Here is a 16,475-nt window from a genome sequence, read left to right as displayed (position 1 = left end):
GTGGTTGACCGGCCACCCTTCCGCTTTGCAGACTTCATTGATCTCGGGATCCGCACCGCTGCAATGAGCGGAATCGCATGGGCGAACTGGCACTTCGTTTCCCCTTTGGATGAATGGCGAACGAGGCAGGCAAGTTGTTTGCCGGCCCCGGGTATTCTCACGCCAAAGTAAAACTAGGGGAGCGGTCTTCACACGGGCAAGACCGGGTAAACATGATTCTTTTTCAAGTGCGCGGCGAATCACGGATTCCAGAAGGCCGTCAACGGGTCAGGGCCCGTACCGCGGTTCGCGGTACGGGCCCTGACCAAGGCATGGCCTCGGCGTCAGCTGTCGAAGACCTCCGCCACCAGCGCCGCCTGCTCCGCCTGGTGCCGCTTCGCGGAACCCACCGCCGGCGAGGAGGAGTGCGGACGCGAGATCCGCCGCAGCCGCTCCGACGCCGGGACGTCGGCGCCGACCGCCAGGTCCAGGTGGTCGATCAGGTTGAGTGCGATAAACGGCCAGGCACCCTGGTTCGCCGGCTCCTCCTGTGCCCAGATGTACTTCTCGGCGTTGGGGAACTTGGCGATCTCCGCCTGGAGTTCGGCCCCCGGCAGCGGGTAGAGCCGCTCGATCCGGACCAGGGCGGTGTCGTTCGCCCCGCGCTTGGTCCGCTCGGCGACCAGGTCGTAGTAGACCTTGCCGGAGCAGAAGACGACCCTGCGGACGTCCGCTGCATTGACTGTCTCGTCACCGATGACCGGGCGGAAGCCGCCCGTGGTGAACTCCTCCGCCTTGGACGCCGCGGCCTTCAGCCGCAGCATCGACTTCGGGGTGAAGACGATCAGCGGCTTGTGGTGCGGGTTGTGGACCTGCCAGCGCAGCAGGTGGAAGTAGTTCGACGGCAGCGTCGGCATGGCGACCGTCATGTTGTTCTGCGCGCACAGCTGGAGGTAGCGCTCGATCCGGGCCGAGGAGTGGTCCGGGCCCTGGCCCTCGTAGCCGTGCGGCAGCAGCAGGGTGACGCCGGAGGTCTGGCCCCACTTCTGCTCGGAGGAGGAGATGAACTCGTCCACGATGTTCTGCGCGCCATTGGCGAAGTCGCCGAACTGCGCCTCCCACAGCACCAGGGCGTCCGGGCGGGCCAGCGAGTAGCCGTACTCGAAGCCCATCGCCGCGTACTCGCTGAGCAGCGAGTCGTAGACGTTGAAGCGCCCCTGGTCGTCGGAGAGGTAGAGCAGCGGGGTGTAGTCCTCGCCGGTCTCGCGGTCCACCAGGACCGCGTGCCGCTGGCCGAAGGTGCCGCGGCGGGAGTCCTGGCCGGCCAGCCGGACCGGGGTGCCCTCCATCAGCAGCGAGCCGAAGGCGAGGGTCTCGCCCATGCCCCAGTCGATGGTGCCGTCCTCGATGCTGGCCGCGCGGCGCTGCAGCTGCGGCAGCAGACGCGGGTGCACGGTGACCCCGTCCGGCGTGTTGACCTGCGACTCGGCGATCCGCTTGACGACCTCCTGGGAGATCGCGGTGGTCACCGGCACCGGGAACTCCTCGGCCTGCTCGGCCGGGGCCTCGACGGTCACCGGGGCCGTGTCGGCCTCGCGGACCTCGAGGAAGACCTTCTCCAGCTGGCCCTGGTAGTCCTGCAGCGCCTGCTCGGCCTCCTCCAGCGTGATGTCGCCGCGACCGATGAGGGACTCGGTGTAGAGCTTGCGCACCGAGCGCTTCTTGTCGATCAGGTCGTACATCAGCGGCTGGGTGAACGAGGGGTTGTCGGTCTCGTTGTGGCCGCGACGGCGGTAGCAGATCAGGTCGATGACGACGTCCTTGTTGAACGCCTGGCGGAACTCGAAGGCCAGCCGCGCGACGCGCACCACGGCCTCCGGGTCGTCACCGTTCACATGGAAGATCGGCGCCTCGATCATCCGCGCGACGTCGGTGCAGTACATCGACGAACGCGAGGACTCCGGCGGCGCGGTGAAGCCGACCTGGTTGTTGATCACGATGTGCACGGTGCCGCCGGTGCGGTAGCCGCGCAGCTGCGACATGTTGAGCGTCTCGGCCACCACGCCCTGGCCCGCGAAGGCCGCGTCGCCGTGCAGCTGGATGGGCAGCACGGTGAAGTCCGTACCGGCCTTGCCGATGATGTCCTGCTTGGCGCGGGCGATGCCCTCCACCACCGGGTCGACGGTCTCCAGGTGGGACGGGTTGGCGGCCAGCGAGACCTTGATCTGCTCGCCGTCCAGGCCGGTGAAGGTGCCCTGGGCGCCCAGGTGGTACTTCACATCGCCGGAGCCGTGCATCGACTTCGGGTCGAGGTTGCCCTCGAACTCCCGGAAGATCTGGGCGTAGGACTTGCCCACGATGTTGGCCAGGACGTTGAGCCGGCCACGGTGGGCCATGCCGACCACGGCCTCGTCCAGGCGGGCCTCGGCGGCCGCGTCCAGCACCGCGTCCAGCAGCGGGATGACGGACTCGCCGCCCTCCAGCGAGAAGCGCTTCTGGCCGACGTACTTGGTCTGCAGGAAGGTCTCGAACGCCTCGGAGGCATTCAGCCGGCGCAGGATGCGCAGCTGCTCCTCGCGCTCCGGCTTGGAGTGGCCGCGCTCGACCCGGTCCTGGATCCACTTGCGCTGCTTGGGGTCCTGGATGTGCATGAACTCGATGCCGGTGGTGCGGCAGTACGAGTCGCGCAGCACGCCCAGGATGTCGCGCAGCTTCATCAGCGACTTGCCCGCGAAACCACCGACCGCGAAGTCCCGCTCCAGGTCCCACAGGGTGAGGCCGTGCTCGGTGATGTCGAGGTCGGGGTGCTTGCGCTGGCGGTACTCCAGCGGGTCGGTGTCGGCCATGACATGGCCGCGGACCCGGTAGGAGTGGATCAGCTCGAAGACCCGGGCGGCCTTGGTGACATCGTCGTCGTGCGAGGCGTCGATGTCCTTGAGCCAGCGGATGGGCTCGTAGGGGATGCGCAGCGCCTCGAAGACCTCGTCGTAGAAGCCGTTCTCGCCGAGCAGCAGCTGGTGCATGATCCGCAGGAACTCGCCGGAGGCGGCGCCCTGGATCACCCGGTGGTCATAGGTCGAGGTCAGGGTCATGACCTTGGAGATGCCCAGCTTGTTCAGGGCGTCCTGGGAGGTGCCCTGGAACTCGGCCGGGTAGTCCATCGCGCCCACGCCGATGATCAGGCCCTGGCCGGGCATCAGGCGCGGCACGGAGTGCACGGTGCCGATGCCGCCGGGGTTGGTCAGCGAGGCGGTGACCCCGGAGAAGTCGTCCATCGTCAGCTTGCCGACCCGGGCGCGCTTGACGATGTCCTCGTAGGCCTGCCAGAACTCGAAGAAGTTGAGGGTCTCGGCCTTCTTGATGGCCGCGACCACCAGCTGCCGGTCGCCGTTCGGCTTCACCAGGTCGATCGCCAGGCCGAGGTTGACGTGCTCGGGCTTGACCAGGGTCGGCTTGCCGTCCTTCTCCGTGAAGGAGTGGTTCATCGACGGCATCAGCTTCAGCGCCTGCACCATGGCGAAGCCGATGAGGTGGGTGAAGGAGACCTTCCCGCCCCGGGCGCGCTTGAGGTGGTTGTTGATGACGATGCGGTTGTCGAACAGCAGCTTGACCGGGACCGCCCGGACGGACGTGGCCGTCGGCAGCTCCAGCGAGGCGTTCATGTTCTTGGCGACCGCGGCGGACGGGCCGCGCAGCGTCACGAACTCCGGGCCCGCGGAGGGCTCCGCGGCGGCCTTCACGACCGGCTTGGCGGCGGGCGCCGGCCTGGCGGCCGGAGCGGCCTTCGCCGGGGCCGGGGCGGCCGGAGCCGCCGCGGCGGGCTTCGCGGGCGCGGCAGCCGGGGCCGCGGCGGCCGGGGCGGTGGGCGCGGCAGCCGGGGCCGCGGCCTGCTGCGGCGCGGCGGCGGAGCCCGCGTCCTTGCCCGGCTTGTAGTCGGCGAAGAAGTCCCACCAGGCTCGGTCGACCGAGTTCGGGTCCTGGAGGTACTGCTGGTAGATCTCGTCGACGAGCCACTCATTGGGACCGAACACATCGGCAGGGCTCTGGCCCTGCCCGTCTTGTCCGGTCGAGATGCTCGGTGAGTTCGGGGACTGTGGCGACACGGCGGCAACCGCCCTCTTCCGCTTCCTAAAGGTGGTGGACAGCGGAAATAAAGGCTACGCCTGTCCGGGGCTCTGATGCAGGCCACCAGGGCCAGTCGTCGCCTAAGTCACACTCTCCGCCGGGTTTCGGGGCATGGCTTGGCGGGAAACACACGGGGTTCTGCCCGTCCCACGCGTTTCCGGGTTCGCCGAATCCAGCCTCGCATCCGGGCGGATGCGTGCGTCCCTCACCGACCCTACGTCAACTCGGATTATGCGGGTTCTCCCGGAAGAGTGACCTGGATCCGGCAGCCCCGGGGGGATTCGGCCACTCCTATCCGCCCGCCGTGCAGATCCACCGCCCAGCGGGCGATCGCCAGGCCCAGGCCGGTGCCGCCGTCGCTGCCCGGGCCCTGCTGGCCCGAGCCGCCGCGGTTGAAGCGCTCGAAGACCCGATGCCGCTCGGCCTCGGGAATGCCGGGCCCCTCGTCCAGCACCTCCAGGGCCAGCGACTGCGAACCCTCGCCCCGGCGCGCGCGGATGGTCACCCGGCCGTGCGGGGGGCTGTGTTTGACGGCGTTCTCCACCAGGTTGGCCACCACCTGGTGCAGCCGCTCGGCGTCCGCGTGCGCGGTGAGCTCCGGCGGCGAGACGTCCAGGTGCAGATGGACGTCCTTGCGGGCCCTGGGGGAGGCGCCGGAACCACAGGCGATGCTCGCCTCCTTGAGCACCCCGGCCAGATAGGGCCACACCTCGAAGCGCCGGGCGTGCAGCGTCACCACCCCGTTGTCCAGCCGGGACAGGTCGAGTAACTGCTCCACCAGCCGCCCCAGCCGCTCCGTCTGCTGCAGCGCGGTGCGCATGGTCTCGGGATCGGCGGCCGAAACCCCGTCCACCACGTTCTCCAGCACCGCCCGCAGCCCTGCGATGGGGGTGCGCAGCTCGTGCGAGACATTGGCGACCAGCTCCTTGCGGTGGGTGTCCACCGCCTCCAGATCGGCCGCCATCCGGTTGAAGGCGGTGGCCAGGTCGCCGAACTCGTCCCGCCGCCCGGCGCTCACCCGCCGGGTGTAGTCACCGTGCGCCATCGCCCGGGTGACCTCGGTCATCTCGTCCAGCGGCGCGGTCAGGCCGTGCGCCACAAACTGGGTGATCAACAGCGAGGCGATGATCGAGAAGACCGTGATCACCCGCAGCTCGGTCGCCGAGTGGATCGCCACGAACACCAGGAACGTCGTGATGACCACCGAGCCGATCACCAGCGCACCCAGCGCGGCCTTGACCGACCGGTAGGGGTCCAGCGGCCGCAGCGCCTCCCAGACCCGGCCCCAGAACCCCGGCCCGCTGGTCATGCGCCGCCCATCAGGCCGGGGTCTCCAGGGCGTACCCCACCCCGTGCACCGTACGGATCCGCTCCGCCCCGATCTTTCGGCGCAGCGCCTTGATGTGGCTGTCCACGGTCCGGGTGCCGGAGGCGTCCGCCCAGTCCCAGACCTCCGCCAGCAACTGCTCCCGGGAGAGCACCGCGCGCGGCGTGTTCGCCAGACAGACCAGCAGGTCGAACTCGGTCGGCGTCAGGTGGACGTCCGCGCCGCGCACCCGCACCCGCCGCTGCGCATGGTCGATCTCCAGCTCGCCCAGCCGCAGGATGCCGTTGCGCGGAGTGTGCGCGGCGAGCGTGGCCCGCTCCACGCGCCGCAGCAGGACATGCACCCGGGCCGCCAGCTCGCGCATGGAGAACGGCTTGGTCATATAGTCGTCCGCCCCGACGCCCAGCCCGACCAGCATGTCGGTCTCGTCGTCGCGCGCGGTGAGCATCAGCACCGGCACCGGTCTCTGCGCCTGTACCCGGCGGCACACCTCCAGGCCGTCATAACCGGGCAGCATCACATCCAGCACCAGCAGATCCGGCTGCCATGCCTCGGTGGTGTCCACCGCCGCGGGCCCGTCGCCCGCCGTCCTCACCTGAAAACCCTCGGCCCGTAGCCGTGCCGCGATGGCCTCGGCGATGGTCCGGTCGTCCTCGACGATCAGCACCCGCCGCTGCGCACCGGCCGAGGCGGCTGCGCCGCTCGGGCCGATGTGTGTCTGCTCCATGCGCCCGCCCCCAGCGTGTCCCGTGCCCCTGCCAGCCCTCCAGCTGTGTGGCAAGCAGGGTACGGGCAGGTGACGGGGTGCGGCTACGCGGCACGGAGAGCGAGATGGACGACGTCGGGGACGCCTCGGGCAACGGTGATCTCTTCGGTGGTTACCCCGTCGAATCCGGCATTCCGCAGGGCGTTTTCGAACTCCGGGGAGGGCTGCGCCGACCACACGGCGAGCACCCCGCCGGGCGTGAGCCGCTCCCGGCAGACCGCCAGCCCGGCCGGGGAGTAGAGGCTTTCGTTGCCCTCGGTGACGGTCCAGCCGGGGCCGTTGTCGATGTCCAGGCACAGCGCGTCGTAACGCCCCGCCGCCGCCAGGTGTTCGATCAGGTCCGCCCGGACGACCTCGGTGCGCGGATCGGTCAGCGCCCCGGCGGAATACACCCCCAGCGGGCCGGTGCGGTGCCAGTCGATGACCGCCTGCTCGCGTTCGACCACGGTGATCCGGCCCCAGCGGGGCTCGGCGGCGGCCCGGGCGAGCGAGAAGCCCACCCCCAGACCGCCGATCAGCACGGCCGGGTCCCGGCGCCCGGTGGGCAGCGCGGCGAGCGCGGCATCGACCAGCAGACGCTCGGAGCGACCGTCCGAAGTGTCCATCAGGAAACAGCCGTTGGCGATGATCTCGTACACTCCGGGCTCGTACACTCCGGGAGTGCCGCCGCGGTGGCGCAGCACCACCTCGCCATGGGGGCCGTCCCGGCGGTCCAGGACCACGGGCTCGTGCGGGGCGTACGGAGTGGTCATACGGGCCTCCGGAGATCAGCGATGTTCGAGGACACACCCTGCGGGCACTCCCGAAGGTTAAGAGGTTGACAAGGCCCGGACTTGGTCCGGGCAAGGAGTTGTCCGTTCGAAGGCCGTGCACCGTAAGGTGCTTGGTGAGCGGCCGGTGCCCGGTCGCGCCGACGCCCGAGCAGGACCGGCGGAAAGCCGACGAAAGGGGCCTGGCCGAGTGACCGCGGTTGACCCCGCAGACGAGAGCGCCGATGCCACCGCCCCCGGGCCGGCCCCCGGGCGGTGGTGGCGCCGCGTACTGCACGAGCTGATCCCCACCCCCAGGGCCACCCCGTTCACCTTCTGCTACGGGCTGGTGCTGCTCGCCACCGCCCTCTACGCCGACTTCGGCGACGAGGCCACCGTCAACCAGCTGCTGCGCGACTCCAGCACCGATGCCGCGCACCTGGCCGACCGGCCGCTGGTCGTCCTGGTGGCCAGCGCCCTGTGGATCGCGGGCGGCTGGTTCTCGTTCTACGGTCTGGCCTTCGCCCCGATCCTCGGCGCGCTGGAGCGCCGGGTCGGTGGGCTGCGCACCATCGCGGTCTTCCTGCTCGGCCATGTCCTGGCCACCCTGGCCACCGAGTTGCCGGTCGCGGGCGCCGTCGCGGCGGGCAGCCTGCCGGCCGCCTCGCTGCACCGCCTCGACTACGGCATCAGCTTTGGCCTGATGGCCTGTCTGGGAGCGCTCGCGGGGCTGTTGTCGCACTCCTGGAAGTGGACCCTGCTGAGCCTGGCCGCACTGATGTGCGCCCAGGACCTCATCGAGTTCGCCGATCCGCTGGCCAGTTGGGGCCATCCGATCGCCCTGCTGACCGGGGTCGCCTGCCAGGTGCTGCTACGGGACAGCGTCCGGGGCCCATGGCGGCACCGCCCGGGCCGCTCGGGCACCGGGCAGGCCGTCCCACCGCCGGTCCGGGCGGCGGCCCTGCCCGGGCAGGGCGATCCGGCCGGTGACCCTCAGCAGGCCGCGGCCGGGGGCCCGACCGGCGTCGACGCCGGGGAAGAGGCGGTCGAGGGCGGCGAAGCCGGGTCCGTCGGAGCGCCCCCAGGGGCGCCGGACCCGGTCGGCGGGGTCACTGCCGCGGACGGCGGCGGCGAGGAACGACGCCGCGACGCGGACGCCCTCCAGCCACGCTGAGACGGGAGCCCGAGCCGCGCTGGGACGGGGCCCGCGACCAGTCGGCGTCACCCCGACGGACCACCGCCGGGCCTTTCCCGGCCCACGGCGATCGCTCACAGCGAACACGGCGCCGGGAACATCCGGTGCGCCCCGGGCATTGAGCCCACATAGCTCAACTTGCCTGCCGAAGGGGAGATCATGGCTGCTGAGTCCACGGCGTTCACACCGCTCACCCTGCCCGTGCTGCCGCTCGACGACGAGGTGGTGCTGCCCGGCATGGTCGTACCCCTGGACCTCACCGACGCGGAGGTCCGGGCCGCGGTGGAGGCCGCGCAGGCCGCGGCGCGGGGCGGCGCCAAGCCGCGGGTGCTGCTCGTCCCGCGGATCGACGGCACCTACGCGGGCGTCGGCACCCTGGGCAGCGTCGAGCAGGTGGGCCGCCTCTCCGACGGCGACCCCGGCGCGCTCATCCGAGGCATCCGCCGGGTGCGGATCGGGGCGGGCACCACCGGCCCCGGCGCGGCCCTCTGGGTCGAGGGCACGGCCATGGAGGAGGTCACTCCGGATCCTGTCCCCGGATCCGTCACCGAGCTTATGAAGGAGTACAAGGCCCTCGCCACCAGCTGGCTGCGCAAGCGCGGCGCCTGGCAGGTGGTGGACCGCGTCCAGCAGCTGGACGACGTATCCCAGCTCGCCGACAACTCCGGCTACTCGCCGTTCCTCACCGTCGCCCAGCGCGTCGAACTCCTGGAGACCGCGGACCCGGTGGCCCGCCTCAAGCTCGCCGTGCAGTGGCTGAGCGAGCACCTCGCCGAACAGGACGTCGCCGAGTCCATCGCCAAGGACGTCCAGGAGGGCGTGGACAAGCAGCAGCGCGAATTCCTGCTCCGCCGCCAGCTGGAGGCCGTCCGCAAGGAACTCGCCGAGCTCAACGGCGACCCGGACAGCGAATCCGACGACTACCGCGCCCGGGTCGAGGCCGCCAACCTCCCGGAGAAGGTCCGCGAGGCGGCCCTCAAGGAGGTCGACAAGCTCGAGCGCGCCTCCGACCAGAGCCCCGAGGGCGGCTGGATCCGCACCTGGCTGGACACCGTCCTCGAACTCCCGTGGAACAAGCGCACCGAGGACTCCTACGACATCCCCGGCGCCCGTGCCGTCCTGGACGCCGACCACGCGGGCCTGGACGACGTCAAGGAGCGGATCACCGAATACCTGGCCGTGCGCAAGCGCCGCGCCGACCGGGGGCTGGGCGTGGTCGGAGGGCGGCGCGGGGGAGCGGTCCTCGCGCTCGTCGGCCCGCCCGGCGTCGGAAAGACCTCGCTCGGCGAGAGCGTGGCCAAGGCCATGGGCCGTGAGTTCGTCCGCGTCGCCCTCGGCGGCGTCCGCGACGAGGCCGAGATCCGCGGCCACCGCCGCACCTATGTCGGCGCGCTGCCCGGCCGTATCGTCCGGGCCGTCAAGGAGGCCGGCTCCATGAACCCGGTCGTTCTCCTCGACGAGATCGACAAGGTCGGCTCCGACTTCCGCGGCGACCCCGCGGCGGCCCTGCTGGAGGTCCTCGACCCGGCCCAGAACCACACCTTCCGCGACCACTACCTGGAGGTTGAACTCGACCTGTCCGACGTGGTGTTCCTGGCCACCGCCAACGTCCTGGAAGCCATCCCCGAGGCCCTGCTGGACCGCATGGAGCTGGTCCGCCTCGACGGCTACACCGAGGACGAGAAGGTCACCATCGCCCGCGACCACCTGCTGCCCAGGCAGCTGGAGCGCGCGGGCCTGGAGCCGGGCGAGGTCGTGATCACCGACGACGCCCTGCGCAGGCTGGCCGGCGAGTACACCCGCGAGGCGGGCGTCCGCACCCTGGAGCGCTCCCTGGCCCGCCTGCTCCGCAAGGTCGCCGCCCAGCACGAACTCGGCGAGCGGGAACTCCCGTTCACCATCGGCGTGGAACAGTTGCGCCCGCTCATCGGACGCCCGCACCACACCCCTGAGTCCGCCCAGGACCCGGCCGAGCGGCGCACCGCCGTCCCGGGCGTGGCCACCGGCCTGGCGGTCACCGGCGCGGGCGGCGACGTCCTGTTCGTCGAGGCCTCCCTCGCCGACCCGGAGACGGGCGGCGCGGGCCTGACCCTCACCGGCCAGCTCGGCGATGTGATGAAGGAGTCCGCCCAGATCGCCCTGTCCTTCCTCCGCTCCCACGGCGCCGAACTCGAGCTCCCCGCCGGTGACTTCGAGGACCGCGGCGTCCATCTCCACCTCCCGGCGGGCGCCATTCCCAAGGACGGTCCGAGCGCCGGCATCACCATGACCACCGCCTTGGCCTCCCTCCTCTCCGGCCGCCAGGTCCGCCCGGACGTCGCGATGACCGGCGAGGTCTCCCTCACCGGCCGGGTGCTGCCCATCGGCGGCCTCAAGCAGAAGCTGCTGGCCGCCCACCGGGCGGGCATCACCACGGTGATCATCCCCAAGCGCAACGAGCCGGACCTGGACGACGTCCCGGCGGAGGTGCTCGAGAAGCTCGACGTCCGCCCCGTCTCGGACGTCCGCCAGGTCCTCGCGCTCGCCCTCCGGCCCGCGGGTGTGGAGGTAGCGGTCGCGGCGTGACGGCCGTCGGCCGCCGCCGCGCCCGGCGCCCCGGTTCCCGCCCCCGCGGCGGGGCCGGGCCGTCGCGCGTTCCGGCTATGGCCGAACCGGAAAAGGGCTCTGGACGGCGGCGGTATGGTCCGCACATGGGAAAGCATGTGCCATTCACAGGCGGCGAGAAGGAAAGCCTGCAGGCCAGTCTCGACCGGCACCGCGATGTGGTGCTGTGGAAGCTCGACGGCCTGGACGACGAGCAGTTGCGGCGGCCGATGACCCCCTCCGGGACAAACCTGCTGGGTCTGGTCAAACACCTGGCGGCCGTCGAATACGGATGGTTCTGCGAAACCTTCGGCCGCGACACCGAACCGCTCCCGTTCGACCCCGACGACGAGAACGCCGACCTGCGGGTCGAGCCGCATGAAACCACGGCGGACATCGTGGAGTTCTACGGCCGCGCCCGAACCGCCGCCGACCGGGTGGCCGAGGAACTGGCACTCGACGACCTGGGAACGGCCTGGTCCGGCGAAACGGTGTCGCTGCGCTGGGTGCTCATCCATATGATCGAGGAAACCGCAAGGCACGCGGGCCATATGGACATCGTCCGCGAACTCATCGACGAGGCCACCGGCTACCACCCCGAGGCGGGATGACTCTTCAGCCCGACCCGGACGAGGCGTTCGAGCCGATCGCCCACGATCTGCGCACCTGTGGTCTGCCATGCCACCTGAAATACGCGGCCCCTTCCGGTGAGCCCCCCGAACGGTGGCGGCAACTCGCGGTCGCCCGCGTCCGCGTCGGCTACCTGGACTTCCCCCCGGACCTCACACCTGCGGCGCGGACCCGGGCCCTCGCCTTCCACACACAGGCGGCCATACTGGAAAACCTCCAACTGCTCCCGCTGGACCGGCCCTGGCCGATGTGCAAGGACGGCCACCCGCACCCCATGGACCTCGCCTGGGCGGGCGGCGACGAGTGGCCCTACTGGAGGTGTCCGGCAACCGACGCATACCGCTGGCCGGTTGGCGAGCACCCCGGCGTGACGTAGCCCCCGTCGGCTGCCGCCAGGCCTACGGAGGCGGTGAGCGGGCGGACAGGAACCGCCCCGGCATGCATGGTCGTCCCTCATGCGGGGCCCCCGGCAACGTCACTGCCCACCGCACTTCAAAGGACGCATGACGCAATGGACTACTGGAATCACAATGTGCATTACCACCGGCTTGTGCTCGACGCCGTGCAGTCCGAATGCGGCTCGGCTCTGGATGTCGGATGCGGTGACGGACTGCTGGCCTGCAAGCTGGCCCGGCAAGTCCCCACAGTGACAGGCGTGGACGTCTCTGATGCAATGATTCGCCTTGCCCGCGAGCGCAGTTCGAATCTGCGCAACGTGACCTTCATGGAGGGCGACCTCCTCGATGACTCACACGGCCTGCTCCCCGAAGGGAAATACGATTTCGTCAGTGCCGTAGCGATGGTCCACCACGTCGAATTCTCCAAGGCGATCAAGGCCATGATCCGTCTGCTTGCGCCGGGCGGACGCCTGGTGATCATCGGCCTTGCCCGCAACCGGACGCCGCTGGAGTGGATCACCGGAGTTGCCGGTATCCCGGCAGCCATGCTGATCGCCCGCCGCCACGGAGGCAGCACCGGCCCGGACGGAATGCCGGTACAGACGCCCACCATGACCTGGGGTGAGGTTCGCCGGGGGGCGACACGCCTGCTGCCCGGCTGCCGCTTCCGCCGCCACCTGCTGTGGCGCTACTCGCTCACCTGGGACAAGCCCGCCGTGAGCACGAGGTAAGTCGCCCCGGTGCGCGTGAACGCACGTAGCGAGGGCGAACCGACGATCAGCCGAGCCGGCCGTGAGGAACGGGCTCAACACGCGACGGTGGCCCGCCAATGGCGGTGGATGATCTCGCGGTAGCGGGTGTGGGCGGGGTTACGCCCCGCGTGCCGCGTGGCCCAGCCGTACGCGTCCCCGAAGTCGGCTCCGGGCACGGATGCGGCGCCGCACGCGGTGCAGTGCATGGCGAAGGTGACGGGGGCCTCCGTCTCGACCTCCGGCCGGATCACCGCGCAGGTGCTCATTTGCCGCACCTGCCCGCGGAGTTGGCGGCCTGCACCTTGGCGCTGAGCCGCTCGGCGTCGGTGGCGGGGCGTACGGAGCCGACGTCCGCGTTCCACTCGAGGCCGCCACGGGGCGGGCGGAGATGGAGGAGCGTGCCTTCGCGGGCCATGACCTGGCCGAGTGCGCCGGTACGAGTGTCGACGACGAAGGCGCCGGGTTCGGGGGTCACTTGGCGGCTCCGGTGCGGCGGGGGATGACGTCGATGCCGTGGGCGGTGACCCAGAGGAAGTGCGAGTTGCTGCTTCCCTGTGGCGGCGTAGTTGGAGGGTAGGAGCGCCTTGGCTCGGTGGGAGTTGTGGAGGCGCGTTGGCAGGCGCACGGAGTGGCGGGGATTCTGCGGGCGAAGAGAGCCCTCGCCCAGTCGAAGAACCGGACTGTAAAGTCCCTCACGTCATCAGCTCCTCAGAGGCTGGTGGCCATGCCCCCGGGCCGATTGCGCGGTCGCGGGGGTCTTCCATGGGCGCCACCATAGAGCAGCACCGTTGCACACGTCTATAGTCGTCTGCCAGGATAGGCATCTATGTTCGGCTGGCCGTGCGTATGTACAGTCGTTGCTGTGATGGAGTTCGACCCAACGCGCCCAAAGTGGACGCAAATCGCTGATGTCATCCGGCAGCGCATCGCCACCGGCGAATACCCACCGAACTATCTGATCTCAGAGGCGCGGCTGGAGCAGGAATTCGGGGTCGCACGTGTGACGGTGCGCAAGGTAACCGCTGCGCTTCGTGAAGAGGGTTTGATCATCACTACCCACGGGATGGGGTCGTTCGTCGCGAAGCGGTAGCCGATGGCTTCGGTTCTGTGTCCTGGATCAGCAGTCGGTGTGACTCCTGCACCCCCTCCGGCAGGGAGTCCGGGGAGAACCATCGGGCCTCCAGGATCTCAAACGAGTCGATCTTGAGGGTGCCACCGATCAGTTCGGCCTCGTAGGAGACCTCCACACGGAGCTTGTAGCCGCTGGCTGGTCCTCCGGCCATGCGGTGGCAACAGCAGCACTCGGCCCTGGTCGTCACGCACGATGCCGGTGACGCCGACCATGAACTTGGCGTGCGCCAGCCGGAGCACACGCCACTGCATAGGGCCTCGGATGATCCGCCACAGTCGGGCGATGAGTCGTTTCATGGTGCGCCTGCGCTGGAGCGTTGTCATGCCGGTGACGTTAGGAAAGGCGAGTCCAGGGCTCAACGCTCTTGCGAGGAATTGCGCGGTTTCACGTCAAGGGCGTTGACGGCCGCGGTGATCAACGACCGCGCCGCGCGCCCGTACACCGCCTGTCCGGCCAGCTCGCCGAAAGCCCTTCGATACAGGGACAGCTCACTGGGTGAGGTAACCGTGACCCTGGCGGACAGCAGCTCGATGCCGACTTGCTGCTCGTCGTAGATCGTGAAGCTCTCCATGATCCAGAGCGGGCGCCGGGCTTTGAAGGGGATGACGCCGAGTGCCACCGACGGCAGCGACATCACCTCCAAGAGGTAATCGAGCTGCTCAGCCATGACGGCTGGGCTGGATGTACACGACCGGAGGACCGACTCCTCGACCAGTAGGGCACATTGATGATTGCCGTCTCTGATGACGTGGGAGCGGGCGAGGCGTGCGGACGCCGCTTCGTCCGTGTCCTCGATGGTTTGGTGAAAGCGTCCATAGGAGGCAAGGACCGCACGGGCATAGCTCTCGGTCTGGAGCAACCCGGGCACCACGTTGGAGCAGTAGACGCGGAACCGCCTTGTGCGTTCGTACAGAGGCACTACTTCATCTTGGAGGCGGCGTAGCCCGGCGCGGTGCAGCCGTCGCCACTGTACGTACATGGAGTCCGCGGTGCGGGACGCGGCGATGAGGTCGGGGGCTTGTTCATCCACACCGCAGGCGGCACACCATGCGCGAATGTCCGCGTCGGTGGTTGGCTGCTTCGCCTTCTCTATGCGTGATGTTTTGGACGGGTGCCAGCCACAACGATCAGCCACCTCTCGCCCAGCGAGCCCGGCGTCCAGGCGGATCTCTCGGAGCCTGGCGGCAAGGGCTTCACGGGCGGCTTGGGCGCTGGACGAGGGGGACTTGGGCATGGTGACAGAACAGTAGAGTGCGTGGTCAGACCTTGAAGTCCTCGTGCGGGATGCCGCGTTCCCAGACGGTCTCGAAGGCTTCGGTCTCGGGGATCGATCCCGTAGCGAAGCACTCCTCCAGGGTGCGTTCGTTGGCCTTCCAACCTTGGAACACGACGTCGGCGTTTTCCTCGTCCACCCAGACAGTGGGGCACTGCCCGGTGTCCGTGCCGGGGTCGATACCGATGAACCGTAGCGACATGAGGGCCCTCCCGCGCCGAGGTTAGAAGCGGCAGCTTGTGTGGACCTTGCCGGAAGCGGCGGTATTGCGTCAATGGTGCGTAAGCTCGTGGTTTGCTTCAACAGGGATCGAAAACCCTCTTCTTGGCGCCCTATTTCGTGAGGGAAAGCAACCCGCAGTCGGGAGCGCCGCTACCGGGGCCGCCCAGGCCGGCCGGCGCCGCTACGGCCGTAGGCCATCTTCTTCAACCGCACGCGTTCCGCGGCACTTGGGGCTATCGGACAGGCATGGCAGACGGGCATGGCGGGCGAACCGATCGGCCGAAGTGGATCACTGGCAAGCCACAGCCTGCCCCGCCCGCCGCGGGGGCGGAGCCCAGACGTCGAGGCTGAGCGCGGCATCCCACGCCATGAGCACCGGGTGGGGACAGGATGGCCTTGACCGCAGTTGTGTGGAGGCCAGAGCGGCGACTGTCCGGGGACTGTTGGCGCTCTGGGGGATTCGGCCACCCCCGCGCACGGCCGATGCTCCTGCTTCAGGGCCGGTAGACGCACTCCGCCAGCGTCGCGTGCTTCTTCCAGCCCAGCGTCTCGTACAGCGCGCGCCCGGCGCCGGTCGCGCCGAGAACGCCGAGGACCGCGCCTGTCTCCAGGGCGCGGTCGGCAAGTGTACGCATCACGAAGTTGCCCAGCCCGCGCCGCCGATGGGCCTCCTCGGTCACCACCCGGTCCACGACCACGGCTTCCCCGAGGGATGCCATCTGCCCCTGGGCCGCCTGCTCGCCCGCCGCATCCAGCACCCGAGCGTAGGTGACCGCTCCAATGGTCTCCACAGTCGTGGTGTATCCCTCAGGCGCGACCGGGTCCGTGGCCATCAGGTCAACGGCCATCAGATGGCCGCTCTCCTCCCAGGCCCACCCCTGGGGCAGCCAGGACTCGATCTCCTCCGGCTCCGCGGGCATCTTCATCCAAGTCCGTGGCACGGACACCGAGGCCGCGGCGCTGCGGACCAACAACTCCTCGGCCTCGGGCAGGACATGACGTCCCACTTCGTCGGCGTTGCTGGCCACTTCGATATAGAACCCCCAGGGCTTCTCGACAGGCGGGGGCGTCCGCCGGGACACGGCCCAGCCCGCCGCCCAAGTCCTCACTATGTCCGCAACCATCAAGCCCTCCCGAAGCTGTGGCCGTACCAACGGCCGGGTAATAGACAGCAGTCGGGAGCACACATTACGTCGCCGTGCAGTCTGCGGCATCTGCTTTGCCGGGGTGCAGCTCCTGAAGGGCAGTCGTGAAAGATCGCAAATGGTAGAACCGCCACCAGTCGGCAATCATTACGAGGGCGCCGCCGCCCTACCCGCCGGCAGTCCCGAAGGACTTCCGAAG

General features: G+C 69.6%; 16 protein-coding genes and 1 pseudogene. 6 read left to right on the top strand and 11 right to left on the bottom strand.

Annotation, left to right across the window (positions count from 1 at the left end):
* Nucleotides 1-323: 323 nt before the first annotated feature.
* From ABCR83_RS13185 to ABCR83_RS13170, 4 genes are all read right to left on the bottom strand, one after another.
* Nucleotides 324-4,082, bottom strand: coding sequence for a multifunctional oxoglutarate decarboxylase/oxoglutarate dehydrogenase thiamine pyrophosphate-binding subunit/dihydrolipoyllysine-residue succinyltransferase subunit (locus ABCR83_RS13185; RefSeq protein WP_462695132.1), 3,759 nt, complete (start codon nt 4,080-4,082; stop codon nt 324-326).
* Between the two features lie 251 nt (nt 4,083-4,333).
* Nucleotides 4,334-5,413, bottom strand: coding sequence for a HAMP domain-containing sensor histidine kinase (locus ABCR83_RS13180; protein ID WP_462695131.1), 1,080 nt, complete (start codon nt 5,411-5,413; stop codon nt 4,334-4,336).
* 10 nt (nt 5,414-5,423) lie between these two features.
* A complete protein-coding gene (locus ABCR83_RS13175; protein WP_462695130.1) occupies nt 5,424-6,158 on the bottom strand; it encodes a response regulator transcription factor in 735 nt (244 codons plus the stop codon).
* A gap of 83 nt (nt 6,159-6,241) precedes the next feature.
* Nucleotides 6,242-6,949, bottom strand: coding sequence for a spermidine synthase (locus ABCR83_RS13170; protein ID WP_462695129.1), 708 nt, complete (start codon nt 6,947-6,949; stop codon nt 6,242-6,244).
* 208 nt (nt 6,950-7,157) lie between these two features.
* Between ABCR83_RS13170 and ABCR83_RS13165 the strand changes: the two genes are divergently transcribed.
* From ABCR83_RS13165 to ABCR83_RS13145, 5 genes are all read left to right on the top strand, one after another.
* Nucleotides 7,158-8,120, top strand: a complete 963-nt coding sequence (locus tag ABCR83_RS13165; RefSeq protein ID WP_462695128.1) for a rhomboid-like protein — start codon at nt 7,158-7,160, stop codon at nt 8,118-8,120.
* Nucleotides 8,121-8,300: 180 nt separating this feature from the next.
* Entirely contained in the window at nt 8,301-10,706 is a 2,406-nt protein-coding gene (lon, locus tag ABCR83_RS13160; protein ID WP_462695127.1) for an endopeptidase La, read from the top strand.
* 125 nt (nt 10,707-10,831) lie between these two features.
* Nucleotides 10,832-11,335, top strand: a complete 504-nt coding sequence (locus tag ABCR83_RS13155; RefSeq protein ID WP_462695126.1) for a DinB family protein — start codon at nt 10,832-10,834, stop codon at nt 11,333-11,335.
* Nucleotides 11,332-11,730 (top strand): hypothetical protein, encoded by a 399-nt coding sequence (locus ABCR83_RS13150; protein WP_462695125.1) that lies wholly within the window; start codon nt 11,332-11,334, stop codon nt 11,728-11,730. Before ABCR83_RS13155 ends, ABCR83_RS13150 begins: the two co-directional genes overlap by 4 nt.
* Nucleotides 11,731-11,865: 135 nt before the next feature.
* Entirely contained in the window at nt 11,866-12,483 is a 618-nt protein-coding gene (locus tag ABCR83_RS13145) for a class I SAM-dependent methyltransferase (RefSeq protein WP_462695124.1), read from the top strand.
* Nucleotides 12,484-12,557: 74 nt separating this feature from the next.
* Here the strand turns inward: ABCR83_RS13145 and ABCR83_RS13140 are convergent, their stop codons facing one another.
* From ABCR83_RS13140 to ABCR83_RS13130, 3 genes are read right to left on the bottom strand one after another with little or no spacing between them, the layout of a single operon-like run.
* Nucleotides 12,558-12,770, bottom strand: a complete 213-nt coding sequence (locus ABCR83_RS13140; RefSeq protein WP_462695123.1) for a DUF7848 domain-containing protein — start codon at nt 12,768-12,770, stop codon at nt 12,558-12,560.
* Entirely contained in the window at nt 12,767-12,979 is a 213-nt protein-coding gene (locus tag ABCR83_RS13135) for a hypothetical protein (RefSeq protein WP_462695122.1), read from the bottom strand. Before ABCR83_RS13135 ends, ABCR83_RS13140 begins: the two co-directional genes overlap by 4 nt.
* On the bottom strand, nt 12,976-13,200 hold the full coding sequence (locus ABCR83_RS13130) for a hypothetical protein (RefSeq protein ID WP_462695121.1): 225 nt from the start codon (nt 13,198-13,200) through the stop codon (nt 12,976-12,978). Before ABCR83_RS13130 ends, ABCR83_RS13135 begins: the two co-directional genes overlap by 4 nt.
* Nucleotides 13,201-13,366: 166 nt before the next feature.
* Between ABCR83_RS13130 and ABCR83_RS13125 the strand changes: the two genes are divergently transcribed.
* Entirely contained in the window at nt 13,367-13,594 is a 228-nt protein-coding gene (locus ABCR83_RS13125) for a GntR family transcriptional regulator (RefSeq protein WP_462695120.1), read from the top strand.
* Here the strand turns inward: ABCR83_RS13125 and ABCR83_RS13120 are convergent.
* The 4 genes and pseudogenes from ABCR83_RS13120 to ABCR83_RS13105 form a co-directional block, all read right to left on the bottom strand.
* Nucleotides 13,557-13,932 (bottom strand): annotated as a pseudogene (locus ABCR83_RS13120) (NUDIX hydrolase). The gene ABCR83_RS13125 and the pseudogene ABCR83_RS13120 sit on opposite strands and share 38 nt — an antisense overlap.
* 59 nt (nt 13,933-13,991) lie before the next feature.
* Entirely contained in the window at nt 13,992-14,870 is an 879-nt protein-coding gene (locus ABCR83_RS13115) for a helix-turn-helix domain-containing protein (RefSeq protein ID WP_462695119.1), read from the bottom strand.
* Nucleotides 14,871-14,895: 25 nt separating this feature from the next.
* Complete coding sequence (locus ABCR83_RS13110; protein ID WP_462695118.1) at nt 14,896-15,111, bottom strand: hypothetical protein; 216 nt, start codon at nt 15,109-15,111, stop codon at nt 14,896-14,898.
* Between the two features lie 514 nt (nt 15,112-15,625).
* The gene (locus ABCR83_RS13105) at nt 15,626-16,255 is read right to left on the bottom strand and encodes a GNAT family N-acetyltransferase (protein ID WP_462695117.1); all 630 of its coding nucleotides are present in this window, start codon (nt 16,253-16,255) and stop codon (nt 15,626-15,628) included.
* Nucleotides 16,256-16,475 lie beyond the last annotated feature (220 nt).

It is taken from the genome of Streptomyces xingningensis, from assembly GCF_054957865.1.
The sequence above is the reverse complement of the archived record's forward strand: the minus strand, read 5'-3'. Positions and strand labels throughout refer to the sequence as shown.